This window comes from Ileibacterium valens (genome assembly GCF_001945525.1).
Taxonomy (GTDB): Bacteria; Bacillota_I; Bacilli_A; order Erysipelotrichales; family Erysipelotrichaceae; genus Ileibacterium; species Ileibacterium valens.
This window is the reverse complement of record NZ_MPJW01000126.1, coordinates 1-15,715: the sequence shown is the minus strand read 5'-3', so window position 1 is coordinate 15,715 and position 15,715 is coordinate 1. Positions and strand designations below refer to the sequence as shown.

Below are 15,715 nucleotides of genomic sequence, written 5' to 3'. Positions count from 1 at the left end.
GCTCAGAAACAGACATTGGCTACTCTATCTTATGTCTGTTCCTGAGCCTTTCAGCCCCCATTTTGATCACCCAAACTGTTAACTTATAAATCACCCAAATTGTTAACTTTTTTATTGACTACGAACATTCAGACTGCAATTAGCCGGATATTATTTGATATTATTAATTTGAATGCTGGTCAATGAATGTGATTTTGGTCAATCTCGGATAGATCTGAGCATTCAGACCAGAGAGATGAAGAACCGAAAATTTGCTCATGCCATTTCCCAGATGCAGTGGTACGCCTTTAGAATAGACTTCCAGTTCCAGTGTGCCAAACGAGGGATCGAGTTTCGTTTGGCCGACCGCCGTTACCCTTCCAGTAAGACATGCCATCAATGCGGAAATGTCCATAAGGATCTGAAGCTTTCCGATCGGACTTTCGTCTGCCCAGATTGCGGATATACCGAAGACCGTGACCTCAATGCAGCTCATAATCTTCGGGATACTGCCGCTTATACTGTGCTTGATCTTCAAACCACTATGTTTTAATGTTTCGCTTTTTTGCTTTAATGTTTCGTTTTTTGTCCTCTTTTACAGACAATAAGGCCATTTATATTGACGCCAAGATGCAGTATCTGAAGACAAGAAGAAAAAACCAATCTTTCGAATATCTTCAGAGCAGATCAAATCAACAAAGAAAGGAAAAGCTCGCAAAGATCAAAATGAGTCTGTAAAAGAAAAAATCAAATCCATCCATAGAAGACAGAGCAATGGATTTGATATGTACCGCAGGCCGTGCGGGGATTTAAGCCCCTGGAGAACTATACCCCCGGTTCCGGATCTTCTGATCTGGCAGACCGGAGTTCGTCGTTGCCTCTCGCACGAAAGGGGAATAAAACATTATCTAGTATTTTCTAACGTGAACAATAGAAAATATCAGATAAATGCGAGCAGGAGAATGTGAATACTCTATTAAAAACAGGAGACCGCCAGCCAGGAATGAGCTGTGTATCAAGTATTGTTCAGCTTGGTGATTTCTTTTACTTTTCAGGACAGTTAGGAAAAGGACATACTTTTCATGATCAGGCAGTCATGGCCTGTTACAATGTTCGCGATTGTCTTCATGAGTTTAATCTGCGTTTTGACCATGTACTGAAATTTACGGTTTATCTGACGGATATTTCAATGCAGAATCAGTTTCTTGATGTATTTTCCAATTTTGTAGAGGCCCCTTATCCAGCGGCAACATTTGTAGAGGTGGTTGCTCTTGATCAGGATTCCATGGTCTGCATTGAAGGCATGGGTGTAAATACACTTCGCCATGAACGCAGCATGAATGAAGCCTATTGTGAAGACTGCGATAATTAGTCGCTGTAAAGCTGTCAATGACAGCTTTTTTGTTTTGGTCTGTCAGAATAATTTCAAGGATATTCGACAGGAGCACTCAATGAGAAATCAATCTTCATGAAGACTCAGAGGATTAGTGGATTAGAGCGTTTCAGAAAGATCGAAAAGATTGTTTTTGAGCAGCCGCAAATATAGAGCGGTTTCATCAAGCAGGGATTCAGCCCTGCTGCTTGGATAAATATCGAGCTGCTGACCATCATGAAAATGAATTTCACTGACTTTGACTGGTATGCCATATTCAAGGATCGTTTTGATCCTGACGTTGGCAATTGAAGAATAGTTCAGATAGATGGCCTGCCTGTCCTTTTTTGCATCAATTGGCAAAAGAACAAACAGAGGATCTAAACTGATCAGAACTGGAATATATTTTTTTCGATTCACCAGAGAAATAAATGACTCTCTTCTTCCTTTAAGTGAACTGCCGGCATACAGACATAAATCATTGAGCCATTCTTCCATGGAATTGGCAGAAATCCGGTTTTCTTTTTGATCACTGATCAGACAGATTGTTTGGGTTTCTGGATCATACTGACAATAGTTGAACATGAAAACATCCCTCTTTTCGTCCTGATCTTAACAAAAGAGTGTGAAAAACCAGTGACTTTATGGATAAACCGGATTTTTGAAAAATACAATCAGGTACATGGTTGAGCAGCAGACAAATAAAATGAGGGAAATGATGAAAACAGCAAAAACAAAAAAACAAAAAAGCTGAAATCGAAAGAAAATTTTCAATTTCAGCTGATTTAGAATCCGAATTCAGGATTCGGTTTTATGTATTGATGGAATGAATCCTGTTGACTTGATCGTTGTCTCAATCCTGGATCCAATTGCAGCTTTAATGACTGGATCAATTAAAGACCCGGATCAGATTTACATCCAGGAAATTTTACTTTCCTTGCCATTTCGTATTTTTTCAATGTTCAGAGAATGACGATAGATGACTAACAGAGTCAGAAGCCAGCTTCCGCAAATTAACAGGACGCTTTCAATGCTCATACTCCAGTTCATCGCCATAATCAGCAATGAAGAAGAAACTGCTGCTGCAATAGATGCCAGAGAAACCCATTTATAAAGGTAAAGCATCAAGAAGAACATAATGAGCGGGCAGAGAAAATAGAAAGCATTTGCAAAGACAAAGATCGAGATGCCAAGCAGAAAGCCAAACATCGTCGCTACTGCTTTTCCGCCTTTAAAATGGGCAAAGACTGGATAACAGTGACCAATGCAGCAAGCCAGACCCGAAAGTAAGGCAGCAGGGCCTGAGACTAAAGAAGAAAGCCCGATGGCTAATACCACTTTCAGAACATCTAAAACGATAACCGCAATGCCGGCCTTCTTTCCAAGAACTCGTCCGGCGTTTGTTCCTCCAGGATTTCCTGAACCATGTTGCCTTAAGTCTGTCTTATAAAACACTTTACCAATGACTAAGGCAAAAGGAATGCTGCCGATCAGATAACCGCCGACAATACACAGCAGAGTCATTAAAATTAGATTTGTATTCATAAATAAACCTCGATTCTTCCAAGCAGGAAATAATAAATTCATCATCAGTTTATCACGCTTTTTTAATTCACGATTCAGGCTGAAAAGATCAACATTTTCACAATTGTACAACATGCAATAAATAGGTATCTTAAAGCTAAAAATGCGTATATAATGCGTTTATGGTCGTTTTTTGAATGAAAATGACAAACTTTAGTTTTCGAAATGGATAAATCATTCAAAAACAGAAGATTCTTTTGACATTTCACTAAAATTCTCAGATGCAGAAAGCATTACCAATTGGACAAAAAAAGTCTTCTGAAAAAAACTGACTTCTGTTTAGGATGAGAAAGGATACCAGAAACGGATTTTTGATGGTATTGGTCTTTAAAGGCTGGCCTGCTTTGCCTTGTAATTCGTTCTTCAGAAACTTACAATCAGTGCTTGTGCAGGTAATGATCTAATATTTGTAATACAAATTAGAAAAGGATGGTGATTGGATGGCAGAAGAAAAAACGCAGTCGAATTACGGAGCCTCAGATATTGTCATTCTTGAAGGTCTTGATGCCGTTCGAAAACGGCCAGGAATGTATATCGGTTCAACGGATAAAAGGGGACTTCATCATCTGGTATGGGAAGTTCTCGATAATGCAATCGATGAAGCTCTTAATGGATTTGGAAATGAAATTATCATTACTCTTCATGGTGATGGTTCGGTAAGTGTTCAGGACTTTGGACGGGGAATGCCAGTAGGAAAGCATCCTTCGGGAAAAAGTGCGCTGGAAGTGATTTTTACCGTACTTCATGCGGGCGGAAAGTTTGGCTCAGGCGGATATAAAGCATCGGGTGGGTTACATGGTGTTGGAGCTTCAGTCGTGAATGCTCTTTCCGATTTTGTCAAAGTCCAGGTCAATGATGGAAAAAACAGCTGGGAAATGGATTTTTCTGATGGGGGAAGAAAAGTAGGAAAATTAAAGAAAATTGGCACTACATCAAAAACAGGAAGCAAGGTCACCTTTCTTCCAAATCCGGATATATTCAAAGAAAACCGTTTCTCCTATTCTCTTATTTGTGAAAGAGCTCAGGAAGATGCCTTCTTGCTCAAAGGTCTGAAAATCATCGTTCGTGACGAAAGAAAAAATAAGCGGGAAGCGAAATACCAGTATGAAGATGGTTTAAAGGCATTCATTGAAGAAGTAAACGAAGATCATACGCCCTTAACGCCTGTGATTTCCTTTGAGGGGGAATCTTCCTCGATGAAGATTCAGGCAGCTTTTCAATATTGTGATAATTATCAGGAAAATATTTATTCCTTTGCCAATATGGTCAGAACAAAAGATGGCGGAACGCATGAAACAGGTCTCAAACAGGCCTTTACGAAAACGTTCAATGATTATGCCAGAAGGAATGGTCTGCTTAAGGAAAAGGATAAATCGCTTGAAGGGGCGGATATTCGTGAAGGATTGTCCGCAGTGCTTCATATCACTATCCCTGAAGCTCTTTTACAGTTTGAAGGACAGACCAAGGAGAAACTAGGCTCGCCTGAAGCAAAAAGTGCTGTTGATGCCGTCATCAGCGAAAATCTGAAATATTTTCTTGAGGAAAACCGGGTTGTCGCGGACAGCCTGGTTCGAAAGGCTGTTCGCGCTTCTCAGGCAAGAGCAGCAGCCAGAAAAGCACGGGAAGAAATCCGAAAGGGCAAAGGAAAAAGCCGGGCAGAACGATTAATCAGCGGCAAGCTGGTCCATGCTCAAAGTAAGGATGCTTCGAAAAAAGAGTTGTATTTAGTCGAAGGAGATTCGGCAGGAGGTTCTGCCAAACAGGGACGTGATTCCAAATATCAGGCCATTTTGCCTTTACGGGGAAAGGTTCTGAATACGGAACGGGCGGCTTTATCCGCTGTTGAGAAAAATGAGGAATTATCGACCATTATTCATACGCTGGGTGCTGGAGTTGGCAGCAGTTTCAGCGCAGAAGATTCCAATTATTACAAAGTAATTATTATGACCGATGCGGATGATGATGGGGCACATATTCAAAACCTTCTGCTGACTTTCTTTTATCGATTCATGCGTCCGTTAATCGAAGCAGGCATGCTCTATATCGCTTTACCGCCTCTGTTTCGAATTGCGAAAAAGGGTGAAGAGTATTATCTGTTTTCAAACGAGGAACTCGAAGAGAAGAAAAAGCAACTCAAGAGCGGATATACTGTCAATCGTTATAAGGGACTTGGAGAAATGAATGCTTCTCAGCTTTGGGATACGACGATGAATCCTGAGACTCGAACGCTGCTGCGGGTTCGTCTGGAGGATGCCCGTCTGGCTGAAAAACGTGTCAGTGAACTGATGGGAGATAAAGCGGAAATGCGGCGAAACTGGATTGAAGAAAATGTCGTATTTACCCTTGAAGATGATTTTGCAAAGGAAGTAGTTCATGCCTAGAAAAAAGAAAAGCACAGGATCTCCATCCGCAAAGGATGCGATGTTCGAACGTCAGCCTGAGGTGGTCGAAAGACCTCTCGAAGATATACTGGCGGACCGATTTTCGAGATATTCAAAATATATTATTCAGGAACGGGCTTTGCCGGATGCCCGTGATGGTTTAAAACCAGTACAGCGGCGTATTTTGTGGGCAATGCTTGAAGATGGGAATACATTCAATCATCCCTACAGAAAATCCGCCAAAACGGTCGGAAATGTCATCGGTAACTATCATCCTCATGGTGATACTTCTGTTTATGATGCACTGGTCCGTCTTTCTCAGGACTGGAAGATTCGCTGGCCCTTAATTGATATGCAGGGAAACAATGGTTCAATTGATGATGATCCTGCAGCTGCCATGCGCTATACCGAAGCCAGATTATCGAGAATTTCCAATTTTCTGATGGAAGATATTGATAAGAAAACTGTAGAATGGTCTCCAAACTTTTCGGATGAAAAGATGGAACCAACAGTCTTTCCAGCCCGATATCCAAACCTGCTCGTCAATGGAATTACAGGGATTGCGGCTGGTTATGCGACAAATATTCCGCCTCATAATCTGAATGAAGTCATTGATGGAACAATTTATCGGATTTCAAATCCGGATTGTTCACTCGATGAAATGATGAAAATCATTAAAGGCCCCGATTTTCCTACTGGGGGCATCGTCATGGGTGCAGATGGAATCCGTCAGGCGTTTACGAGCGGCAAAGGCCGGGTTATGGTGCGGTCAAAAACAGAAATAGAAGATAAAAAAACAATCCAGCAGATTGTGATTACAGAAATTCCTTATGAAGTTGTAAAAAGTAATCTGGTCAAGCGAATGGATGATATTCGTTTTGATCAGAAGGTGGATGGTATTCTGGATGTCCGTGATGAATCAGACCGAAATGGTCTTCGAATTGTTGTAGATATAAAAAAAGAGGCGAATGCAAATGCGATTCGCGATTATAGAGAAGATAAGAGCCCATATCATACGTTTGATAATTCTTATCTTAGGACTGTAAGAGCATAGGGAAACCTGTGCTTAGAAGATGCGCAAAAACTCCTGCATCTCAACAAAGAAACTGAATTGCTGGAAAACCCTAAAGCGAATTCAACGACAACATCATCTTGAAAGACAGATCAGTGTGAACGTGGCGAAAGCAGAAAAAATGAATTCGATGGCATATGGTTAAATCCTAAGTGTTGAGAAATGGGCAATCAGCAGCCAAGCTCCGAACAGGAGAAGGTTCAACGACTATCCCTCGTGAGGGGAGTAGGATCAAGCGGTCCGAAGTGGTTTCGCCGTACTGGATTAAGCCAACGGAGAAGATATAGTCTGTGCTTGCATGAAAGTGCAAGAAGTTCATCAGCGAACTGCATGGAAAATAGCGAGTCCATGTGAACAAGCTTCATTATGACAAAAATCAGGTTTCATCAATTCCTGAAACATAAATCAGGATTAAGATATTGAGAATGAACAGAAAACCGAAAGGTATAGAACAGAAAGATCAGCGAATGGAAGTGTAATGGTTCGCGTATGATTCAATTTATCTTAGAAGTTGATCGAATGGAAAACTGTTTCGATCCTTATCAGTCTGATTATCTCTGTTGATTTCATGAGATCGATGTTCTCAGGAAATCTGTTCCTGTCGGCAAGACAGAGATTTGTCATAAGAAGCAACAGCTCTTTAAAAATACTGATTTACAGGTTTCTTACAACTATAACGTAGTTGCAATCGTTAATAAGGCACCAAAACAGCTTGGTCTGCTTGAAATTCTGGATGCTTTTATTGACCATCGCGAAGAAGTGGTCTTACGCAGAAGCCAGTTTGACTATGCAAGAAAAGCAGCCAGAGCTCATATTGTAGAAGGATTGATTCGAGCCGTATCCATCCTCGATGAAATCATTGCGCTCATTCGAGCTTCTAAAAATAAGTCGGATTCGAAAAAGAATTTGATTGACCGTTTTTCTTTTACGGAGGAACAGGCAGAAGCAATTGTCATGCTGCAATTGTATCGCCTGTCCAACACAGATATAAAAGAACTGGAAAAAGAAGCAAAAACGCTTCAGAAAGAAATGAAGGTTCTTAAGGGAATCATTGAAAATAAGAATAAACGTCATGCCTTAATGATTGAAGAACTCAGCGACATGAAAGAAGAGTTCCCAACACCAAGAAGAAGCGTTCTGGTGGAGGAACTTGAAGAAATCGTGATAGACCAGAAGGCAATGATTGCCAAGGAACAGGTTATGGTTACTCTTTCAAGAGATGGATACCTTAAAAGGGTTTCCATGCGCTCCTATTCATCCGGAAGCAATAACGGAAGTTTTACTGGTCTCAAAGAGGGTGACCGCCTGGTCGCTTATGGCGAAGCATCAACTCTTGATAATCTGATTGTGATCACTTCGAAAGGTAAGATGGCTAACATTCCTGTTTACACTCTGCCTGAAGCAAAATGGAAAGAGATTGGGACACATTTATCCGGTTTTGTAAAAACTGACAGTACAGATAAGATCCTCTTTGGCTGGCTGTACTCTAAAGCTCCGGAAAATCTTCATTTTATCTTTCTGACAAAATATGGTCTGATTAAACGCCTGGTATCTGAAGATCTTCCTGTACAAAAAGGAGTTCGCCCGGCGACTTTAATGAATGTAGCTTCAGATGATGAAATCATTTCGGTTCAGCTTGCTGAAAATGCGGATGATCAGATCATTCTGGGAACGGAAAACGGTTATGGTGTACGCTATCGAGTGGATCAGATTCCGTCTTCTTCTGGAAAGTCCAAAGGGGTTCGAGGACTCAAACTTTCAGAAGGGGATCATGCCGCCATTATGGAAAAGGATGATGAAGCTTACCTGCTGCTTGAAATGGATAATGGAGGAATGAAGAGAGTGTTAACTGAGGAAATTCCTTCTTTAACCCGTCCAGCCAAGGGGCAGTTGTTATTTAAAAATTCGAAAAACAATCCAGTTCATATCTGTGATGCCTGGCCATGCTCACATCATACAAAATTTGAACTATTACTTGGAAAAGTTCAGGAATGCAAGGGCAGTGACATTCGGATCATGAATGCTTCACAAAGCTATTCACATCCATTCAAAGAGCAGATTGAAAGTGAAGGACAGATCCCAGCTCTCGTTCGACCTCTTGGTTATCTGCATGATGGATATTGGAGCGAAGAAAAAAAGCAGCCAACGCTGTTTGATGAGGGTACTGATGTCCGCTAGAATCGCCAACCTTCTCTGCTTATTGGTCGCCCTGATCTGGGGAGGCGGCTTTATCGCTACAGACCTGGCTTTGGAAAGCTTTTCTCCATTCTCCATGCTCGTCTGCCGGTTTATTGGAGCTGCGCTTTTAGCATGGATCCCAATTCTCATGAAGAAAATGGCCATAACAAAAGCTGAAATAAGAACTGGGCTGGTCTCGGGAATCTTTCTCTATCTGGCCTTTGCCTTTCAGACGTTTGGTATGGAGGATGCAGGACCAGGGATGAATGCATTCTTAACATCAGTCAATGTCATACTGGTTCCATACATTGTCTGGATCATCTATAAAAAACGGCCTGATCGTCTAATTTGCTTTGCAGGAGTGATCTGTCTTGCAGGGATTGGATGTCTTTCGCTTTCGAATGGAGAATTCTATTTTGGAAAAGGTGAAATCCTGTCTTTAATCTGTGCTTTCTTTTTCGCTCTACAGATTGTGAGCTTAGAGAAGGTTCAGAATCTGAATGTAATGAATGTTAATGCGATCCAGCTGACTTCTGCCGCCTTATGCTCCATTCCTTTTGGGCTTTTCGCCAGATGGCCAGGATCATTGAACAGTATAGCTGTTCTAAGCATACTTTATTCCATTGTTCTGGCGACTTTTGTCTGTTATCTGCTTCAGACAACAGCTCAGAAATATACAAGTGCTTCAGCAGCATCCATTCTGCTTGGAACTGAATGCCTATGGGCTAATATATTCAGTGGACTGATTTTGCATGAACCGAAAAGTCCAATCATGATTTTTGGAGGGATTCTGATCTTTATCTCGATATTGATGGTCGAATCAAAAGGATTCTTTCTAAATAAAATTCGGATTGACGAAACATATAGTCCCGAGACGCAGACTGAAAAAGAATAATTCAGTTTGAACTTGAATAAATTAAAACAGGGAGAGTCAGAATGAAAAAAGTCGTGATTGTTCATGGTCTGGGCCAGACACCAAACGATTGGAAACAGGTGATCGAGCAGCTTGATGAATCTAATGAGGTTATTTGTCCTGATCTCTTTTCTTTAGTTGATAAGCAAAAGCTAAGTTTCGAAACATTGGCTCAGAGTTTTGAATTCTACTGCTCAAAATTTGATCAGCCTATTATTCTGGTGGGACTTTCTTTAGGAGCTGTTTTGGCGTTAGAGTATGCAAACAGACATCCAGGCCAGGTAGACTCGCTGATTATTATCGCTGCTCCATATCAAATGCCTAAAAAACTTCTGAAATTTCAGAATATGGTTTATCATCTGATGCCGTCTAAATCTTTTTCGAAGATCAAAATGACCAAAAAAGAGATGATTTCTCTTTGTCAATCCATGATGGATCTTGATTATTCAGATCAGCTCAAAGAGATCGGATGTCCAACTCTGGTTCTTTGCGGCAGCAAGGACAAAGCGAATTATTCTTCCTGCCTGCGTATCAGCAAAGAAATCCCGAATTCAAAATTTTCCGAGATTTCTTTTGCTTCTCATGAAGTGAATAAAGACAATCCTCAAAAGACGGCTGAATTAATCAACGCTTTTTTAGGACAGGATAAGCTAAAAGGTTTTTGAATCATCTTTTCATGTTTTACTGAACAAAGAATATAAATGTGTGCTCAGTTTACCATGAGCTTAGGGACGAGAAATGATTCAGAATTTGTAATGAATCGGATGAGTACTTTTATCGTTGTCCTGCTTTCCATTGATTCAATTACCCGGTAAAATAGAGCGGGAGAGCTGTAATTGTCAGGTTAAATACAGATATATCGTTATATTGCTATTTTGATTTTCTTCCAGCATTAAGTCTTGTGTTTGCCTGAATATTTTCAAATGTTTAAAAGATAATGAAATTTATTCAGCTCGAGAAATGGGGTCACACATTATGGATTATTTTTGGCAATCAGTTATGTATGCACTTGTTGGAGGTTTGATTGGTGCAGCCATTACTTTCTATTTCACTAAGAAAAACTTCGAAAAACAGATTAAGGAAAATCCACCGATCAATGAAAAAATGATCCGTGCCATGTTCCTTCAAATGGGCAGAAAACCTTCTGAAGCCCAGATTCGCCAGATCATGAAATCAGTTAATTCTCAAAAGTAGAGGCTATCGCCTCTTTTTTTGTTGCAAAATCGTCAGGGAATTCTTTCAGATATGTCACAATAACTTAAAAATCTTTCGGTATGATGAAATCATGAAAAACTTAAGTAAAATCAGCTTAAAAAAGAGGAGAAAATTCATGATGACATTGAAACTGATTGTGCGAATTGCAGTAATAATCATCCTTGGATTAGTCAGTCTGCCCTTGATATTTGGGACCCGAAAAAAGACGACGACATCCTTATCGCACAAAACAACCCTGCCCGGTTACCGATAACAGACAGGAGAATAAAATGATCAAGAAATTTTTTCGATTTATCCTGCTGAGCGCTCTGATTTTTATGTTCGCTGCAGGAGCGTTCTATTACTTTTATTCCAAACAACAGGTACAGGAACTGACGGCTTCGAAAGACTTAAATACTTTGTTTACCGAAGTACAGCATCGTCCGGATTTTGTACCCGGTGATCAGATTCCGCAGTTTCTCAAAGAAGCGACTGTCGCCCTGGAGGATGCCCGCTATTATGAGCATGATGGACTGGATTTGATCGGACTGGTTCGAGCAGGTATTTCTCAGGTTATTCCTATTTTTGATAAATCTGGCGGAAGTACTATAACCCAGCAGGTCATCAAGAATCTCTATGGGAAATTTGATGGAGGAATTGCCTGGAAGGGAACAGAAATGCTACTGGCTCTTGAGCTTGATAAGAATTTTTCAAAAGATGAGATTCTTGCGGTTTATCTGAACATCATTAACTATGGAGATAATTACAACGGAATTGGTCAGGCAAGTGCTGGCTATTTCGCCTGCACACCTTTACAGCTCAATGAAGCCGAGTCTTCTTTGCTTGCCGGAATCCCGCAATCACCAACTAATTTTGCCCTGAGTACGAATTTTGCGGCTGCCAAAAACAAGCAGAAGGTGGTTCTGGATGCGATGGTCAGACATCATATGGTTACTCAGGAACAGGCAGATCAGATCTATGCCGAGCCGATCCATTACATCGCCTATGGTCAATGGCTGACTGGTACAGCTTATATACCGATTCAATTAAATGAATCGGTTTTTTCTTTTTGAAGACAGAAAGAATGAATACGATACGGATGGGCGTTGCTTATAGATGAAAGGGGATTGAAGCTTATAATTTGATTTAGATTTGTAATCAAATGTTATGGGAAAATGAACTGAATCCATTTTTGGGTATTTTGAATGGTCAGTATTTCCAAAATGAACTTGGAGAATATTTATGATTGAAAATTACAGATACGATGGTTCAGATAAGCTGAATCTTTCGAAGACACCGACGAGCGGCAAGAAATTAGGTCTGGATCGAGAAACGATTGAAGCCAGAACGGCCAGTAACCAGATACAGATTCAGCAGCTGCAGGATAAATTGTATGCAGATCAGAAAGAAGGCCTGATCATTATTATTCAGGCTCGAGATGCAGCAGGTAAAGATGGAACAATCAAACATGTGATGAGCGGCATTAATCCACAGGGCGTAGATGTTTACAGCTTTAAATCACCAACACATGAAGAACTCGCACACGATTTTTTATGGCGCTTTAATCGGGCCATTCCTATTCGCGGAAAGATTGCGATCTTCAATCGTTCTTACTATGAGGATGTGCTGATTGTTAAGGTTCGTGAATTATGGAAAAGCTATAACGTACCGGATCGAATGAAGAAGGATAGTATTATCGAAAAGCGATATGATCAGATTCATGATTACGAAAATTATCTTTACTCCAACGGATACAGAATCATCAAAATTTTCCTGAATGTTTCCGCTAAGGAACAAAAGGAGAGATTCCTTGAGAGAATTAACGAACCAGAGAAGAACTGGAAGTTTTCTGAAGGGGATATCGCTGAACGAGGCCTGTGGAAAGAATATACGGAAGCCTACGAATCGGCTATTAACAATACAGCAACAAAGAAGAATCCATGGTATGTCATTCCAGCTGATCAGAAATGGTTTGCACGTTATCTGGTTTCTGAAGTGATTCTTTCGGTGATGGAAGATATGGATCCTCAGTATCCGGTGTTATCCGCCGATAAAAAAGCAAAACTTCAGGAATATAAAGAAGCTCTTGAAAACGAAAAGACCATCAGCGGACCGGATGGATTTCAGGCTTCTAATGCAGAAGATGAAGCCGCCAGTCGTGAAGTCTCAAAAAAGTAGGACTATGTCGATAAATGTAGGACCGCATCTATAAGTAGCAAAACTTTAAAAGATGGAATTGATTATTGGATCAGAAAGGGAGTTCCAGCGGATCTTTTAAGGATAGAAAGCGGCCTTGCTTCGTTCCACTTCATTGATCAATAAAAAATTAAGAAGTAAAAAAATCTATCAGTAAGATTTATATGGCTCTGATAGATTTTTCTTTTTTGGAAGCGGATAACTTTCAATTTCAGAAACAGATTCAATAGTTCTCATAAATTTTCCATTCTTTACCATATTTTGAATAAAACTCGATATACTTTACTGCAAGCTATGGATTCAAGAAAGGGAATGGTTATGAATCAGTTTAAGAATTTTCTCGAAAAGAAAGATATTGTCTTTTCCGCAAACCGCTACTTTATCGAAGCATTATCAGCAATGGCTCAGGGGCTTTTTGCTTCTTTGCTTATGGGGACGATTCTTTCTACCATGGGTCAGCAATTCCATATTGAATTGCTTGAACAGATCGGAGGTTTTGCCTCTTCAGTGAAAGGACCGGCTATGGCAGCCGCTATTGGAGCTGCTTTGCATGCACCAAATCTGGTCCTGTTTTCACTGCTTGCCGTGGGTTTTGCGGCTGACTCTTTAGGAGGAGCAGGTGGTCCACTCGCGGTATATGTTGTTGCGGTTGTCGCAAGTGAATGTGGAAAGTTGGTTTCCAAAGAAACAAGATTGGATATTCTGGTCACTCCTTTTGTGACCATCATGATTGGAAGCCTTTTGTCTTTATGGTTTGCACCAGCGATTGGAACAGCAGCCTCTTCTTTAGGATCTGCCATTATGTGGGCCACAGAGCTTCAGCCTTTATTAATGGGAGTTGTCGTATCCGTCCTCGTTGGAATCTTCTTAACACTTCCAATTTCTTCTGCCGCAATCTGTGCAGCGCTCAACCTGACCGGTTTAGCAGGCGGGGCAGCCGTTGCTGGATGCTGCGCTCAGATGGTTGGTTTTGCGGTTCAGAGCTTTAAAGTCAATGGCTGGGGCGGATTAATTGGACAAGGACTGGGAACATCCATGCTTCAGATGGGAAACATCGTTCAAAAACCGGCTGTCTGGCTGCCAACTATTCTTGCCAGCGCAGTCAGTGGTCCAATTGCAACCTGCCTGTTTGGATTAACAATGGATGGACCTGCGGTATCAAGCGGTATGGGAACCTGTGGTCTGGTCGGTCCAATCGGAGTCTATACCGGCTGGGTTAATAATATTGCTGCTGGAACTATGAGTTCCATTACTTTCATGGACTGGTTTGGACTTATTGCTGTTACGTTCATTCTTCCTGCACTGCTGACTCTGTTGTTTTCGTGGATCTGTAAGAAGGCTGGGCTTTATAAAGACAGTGATCTGAAACTTGATATCTGATAAAAAATATACCTTTGTCAAAAGTCAGAAAGAGAATTTACGTTCTCATTCTGACTTTTATGCGTTTTATATAGAAAGGATACGGTTTGAAAAAACAACATCATATCGGATTCGATCAAGCATAATAGTCATCAGGATGACAGTTGATTTTGTTAATTTTAGAATAATGAGTATGAATGTATCTTTACAAACACAACAGATTATCCTGAATATGCTCAAATTGGGTATGGGTGTAATCAGTGCGGTTGGTATTGCCTGGGAAATTGGCCTTCTGAATATCTATTCGGCTGGATCGATTGCACTGATTACCCTGTTAACGAGTAAATGGGATTCCTTACGAACAAGCTTATGGCGGTTAGTCACCTATTTCTTTACGGTAGGAGTCACCTTTCTTTTGGCCAAGATTATTCCATGGCCAATTGTGTGTTTTGGTCTGGCAATTATGTTTATCTATCTGTTCTGTGATCTTTTACGTATCCGCTCGGTCGTGGCTGTCAATGGAGTCATCTGTTCGCACTTTGTTGCTTCAGGCAGCTTTACAGTGGAAATGATTATCAATGAATTTTTGTTAGTGCTGATTGGAGTGATCTGTGCATTGGTTTTTAACCACGTCTATTCGGAAAAAGCGGTCCGAAAGGAAATGAATCGAAGAATTCAAAAAGATGAAGAAGCTCTGGCAAACTGGCTTTCAGTTCTGGCGGATCAGCTTGAGTCAGGAAAACGTCCGCTTCCTTCGTTAAAGAATTATGAAAAGCAGCTGCAGGCCGATGCCAAACTGGCCATGGAATTTGATGAAAATTCATGGTCCAAACATTCAGATTATTACAAATCATATTTTGGGATGCGGCTCAAGCAGGTTCAGGTTCTGCAAAATCTGGAGTGGGCTATGCTTCATTTTTCCAATCAGCCCAGACAGACTAAAACCATTGCAGAATATATTCGCTATCTTGTTTCTTTTATATTTGAGACTCACTTTCCAATTCAGCAGGAAAAAGAGCTCAAAAGACTGCTTGCCAATCTGAAAACAGAAGATCTGCCAAAAAGCAGAGAAGAATTCGAGAATCGATCCGTCTTATATCATGTCCTGCTTACATTGCAGGAATTCATCACCCTTAAAGAGCAATTTATAAAAGGGTTGAGTAATGATCAGAAAAAAGCTTACTGGTCAGATGTTCAAAGAGGAATGAGAGATGAGAGATTGAAAGAAAAAGTGGATAGAAATCAGTAAATCAGAGCAAAAGATTCAAGAGAAAATCGCATTGAGATAAGAGCAACAGCAAATTCAGAAGAATCTGAATATCAAATCAAACGGAAAAAATGCAGAATCTTCATCATGACTGAGAGTGTAATTTTATCTGTGTAAGTCGAGAGCGTACGGCTCGGCCTGCACAGATTTTTTTTGCGATTTGTGCTTTTATTAAGAAAAGAGGAAATGAAATCATGGCTAAAATCAAACGCAATCCTGC

Annotated in this window: 14 protein-coding genes and 1 pseudogene; 13 read left to right on the top strand and 2 right to left on the bottom strand. The window is 40.7% G+C overall.

Annotation, left to right across the window (positions count from 1 at the left end; all coding sequences use genetic code 11):
* The first annotated feature begins 235 nt into the window (after positions 1-235).
* Positions 236-532, top strand: a complete 297-nt coding sequence (locus tag BO222_RS06265; RefSeq protein ID WP_158024567.1) for a zinc ribbon domain-containing protein — start codon at positions 236-238, stop codon at positions 530-532.
* A gap of 411 nt (positions 533-943) precedes the next feature.
* Positions 944-1,351, top strand: a complete 408-nt coding sequence (locus tag BO222_RS06255; RefSeq protein ID WP_075819364.1) for a RidA family protein — start codon at positions 944-946, stop codon at positions 1,349-1,351.
* 120 nt (positions 1,352-1,471) lie between these two features.
* Here the strand turns inward: BO222_RS06255 and BO222_RS06250 are convergent, their stop codons facing one another.
* Positions 1,472-1,936 carry a competence protein ComK gene (locus BO222_RS06250; protein WP_075819362.1) on the bottom strand — a complete coding sequence of 155 codons (465 nt, stop codon included), beginning with the start codon at positions 1,934-1,936 and terminating at the stop codon, positions 1,472-1,474.
* A gap of 327 nt (positions 1,937-2,263) precedes the next feature.
* Positions 2,264-2,896 (bottom strand): glycerol-3-phosphate 1-O-acyltransferase PlsY, encoded by a 633-nt coding sequence (gene plsY / locus BO222_RS06245; protein ID WP_075819370.1) that lies wholly within the window; start codon positions 2,894-2,896, stop codon positions 2,264-2,266.
* 479 nt (positions 2,897-3,375) lie between these two features.
* Between plsY and parE the strand changes: the two genes are divergently transcribed.
* From parE to BO222_RS06190, 11 genes and pseudogenes are all read left to right on the top strand, one after another.
* The gene (gene parE / locus BO222_RS06240; protein WP_075819360.1) at positions 3,376-5,316 is read left to right on the top strand and encodes a DNA topoisomerase IV subunit B; all 1,941 of its coding nucleotides are present in this window, start codon (positions 3,376-3,378) and stop codon (positions 5,314-5,316) included.
* A 40-nt stretch (positions 5,317-5,356) separates the two neighbouring features.
* Positions 5,357-6,307 (top strand): annotated as a pseudogene (locus BO222_RS06235) (DNA gyrase subunit A); the annotation flags it as partial.
* A 654-nt stretch (positions 6,308-6,961) separates the two neighbouring features.
* Positions 6,962-8,566 carry a DNA gyrase subunit A gene (locus BO222_RS06230; protein WP_332888866.1) on the top strand — a complete coding sequence of 535 codons (1,605 nt, stop codon included), beginning with the start codon at positions 6,962-6,964 and terminating at the stop codon, positions 8,564-8,566.
* Positions 8,556-9,461: a DMT family transporter gene (locus BO222_RS06225; RefSeq protein ID WP_075819356.1), complete on the top strand. Its 906-nt coding sequence runs from the start codon at positions 8,556-8,558 to the stop codon at positions 9,459-9,461. The genes BO222_RS06230 and BO222_RS06225 overlap by 11 nt, the downstream gene beginning before the upstream one ends.
* Positions 9,462-9,502: 41 nt before the next feature.
* Positions 9,503-10,144, top strand: coding sequence for an alpha/beta fold hydrolase (locus BO222_RS06220; protein WP_075819354.1), 642 nt, complete (start codon positions 9,503-9,505; stop codon positions 10,142-10,144).
* Positions 10,145-10,454: 310 nt separating this feature from the next.
* On the top strand, positions 10,455-10,673 hold the full coding sequence (locus tag BO222_RS06215) for a YneF family protein (protein ID WP_075819352.1): 219 nt from the start codon (positions 10,455-10,457) through the stop codon (positions 10,671-10,673).
* Positions 10,674-10,809: 136 nt separating this feature from the next.
* Positions 10,810-10,947 (top strand): hypothetical protein, encoded by a 138-nt coding sequence (locus BO222_RS13685; protein ID WP_158024566.1) that lies wholly within the window; start codon positions 10,810-10,812, stop codon positions 10,945-10,947.
* Between the two features lie 16 nt (positions 10,948-10,963).
* Positions 10,964-11,746, top strand: a complete 783-nt coding sequence (locus BO222_RS06205) for a biosynthetic peptidoglycan transglycosylase (RefSeq protein ID WP_075819348.1) — start codon at positions 10,964-10,966, stop codon at positions 11,744-11,746.
* A 169-nt stretch (positions 11,747-11,915) separates the two neighbouring features.
* Positions 11,916-12,851: a PPK2 family polyphosphate kinase gene (locus tag BO222_RS06200; RefSeq protein ID WP_075819347.1), complete on the top strand. Its 936-nt coding sequence runs from the start codon at positions 11,916-11,918 to the stop codon at positions 12,849-12,851.
* 336 nt (positions 12,852-13,187) lie between these two features.
* Positions 13,188-14,249: a PTS transporter subunit IIC gene (locus BO222_RS06195; protein WP_075819346.1), complete on the top strand. Its 1,062-nt coding sequence runs from the start codon at positions 13,188-13,190 to the stop codon at positions 14,247-14,249.
* Between the two features lie 172 nt (positions 14,250-14,421).
* The gene (locus BO222_RS06190; RefSeq protein ID WP_158024565.1) at positions 14,422-15,477 is read left to right on the top strand and encodes an aromatic acid exporter family protein; all 1,056 of its coding nucleotides are present in this window, start codon (positions 14,422-14,424) and stop codon (positions 15,475-15,477) included.
* Positions 15,478-15,715 lie beyond the last annotated feature (238 nt).

Coding starts and splice junctions, on each gene's coding strand:
- plsY (WP_075819370.1), bottom strand. CDS start 2,896: ATGAATACAAATCTAATTTTAATGACTCTGCTGTGTATTGTCGGCGGT.
- BO222_RS06195 (WP_075819346.1), top strand. CDS start 13,188: ATGAATCAGTTTAAGAATTTTCTCGAAAAGAAAGATATTGTCTTTTCC.
- BO222_RS06200 (WP_075819347.1), top strand. CDS start 11,916: ATGATTGAAAATTACAGATACGATGGTTCAGATAAGCTGAATCTTTCG.
- BO222_RS06215 (WP_075819352.1), top strand. CDS start 10,455: ATGGATTATTTTTGGCAATCAGTTATGTATGCACTTGTTGGAGGTTTG.
- BO222_RS06190 (WP_158024565.1), top strand. CDS start 14,422: ATGAATGTATCTTTACAAACACAACAGATTATCCTGAATATGCTCAAA.
- parE (WP_075819360.1), top strand. CDS start 3,376: ATGGCAGAAGAAAAAACGCAGTCGAATTACGGAGCCTCAGATATTGTC.
- BO222_RS06220 (WP_075819354.1), top strand. CDS start 9,503: ATGAAAAAAGTCGTGATTGTTCATGGTCTGGGCCAGACACCAAACGAT.
- BO222_RS06250 (WP_075819362.1), bottom strand. CDS start 1,936: ATGTTCAACTATTGTCAGTATGATCCAGAAACCCAAACAATCTGTCTG.
- BO222_RS06225 (WP_075819356.1), top strand. CDS start 8,556: ATGTCCGCTAGAATCGCCAACCTTCTCTGCTTATTGGTCGCCCTGATC.
- BO222_RS13685 (WP_158024566.1), top strand. CDS start 10,810: ATGATGACATTGAAACTGATTGTGCGAATTGCAGTAATAATCATCCTT.
- BO222_RS06205 (WP_075819348.1), top strand. CDS start 10,964: ATGATCAAGAAATTTTTTCGATTTATCCTGCTGAGCGCTCTGATTTTT.
- BO222_RS06265 (WP_158024567.1), top strand. CDS start 236: ATGAAGAACCGAAAATTTGCTCATGCCATTTCCCAGATGCAGTGGTAC.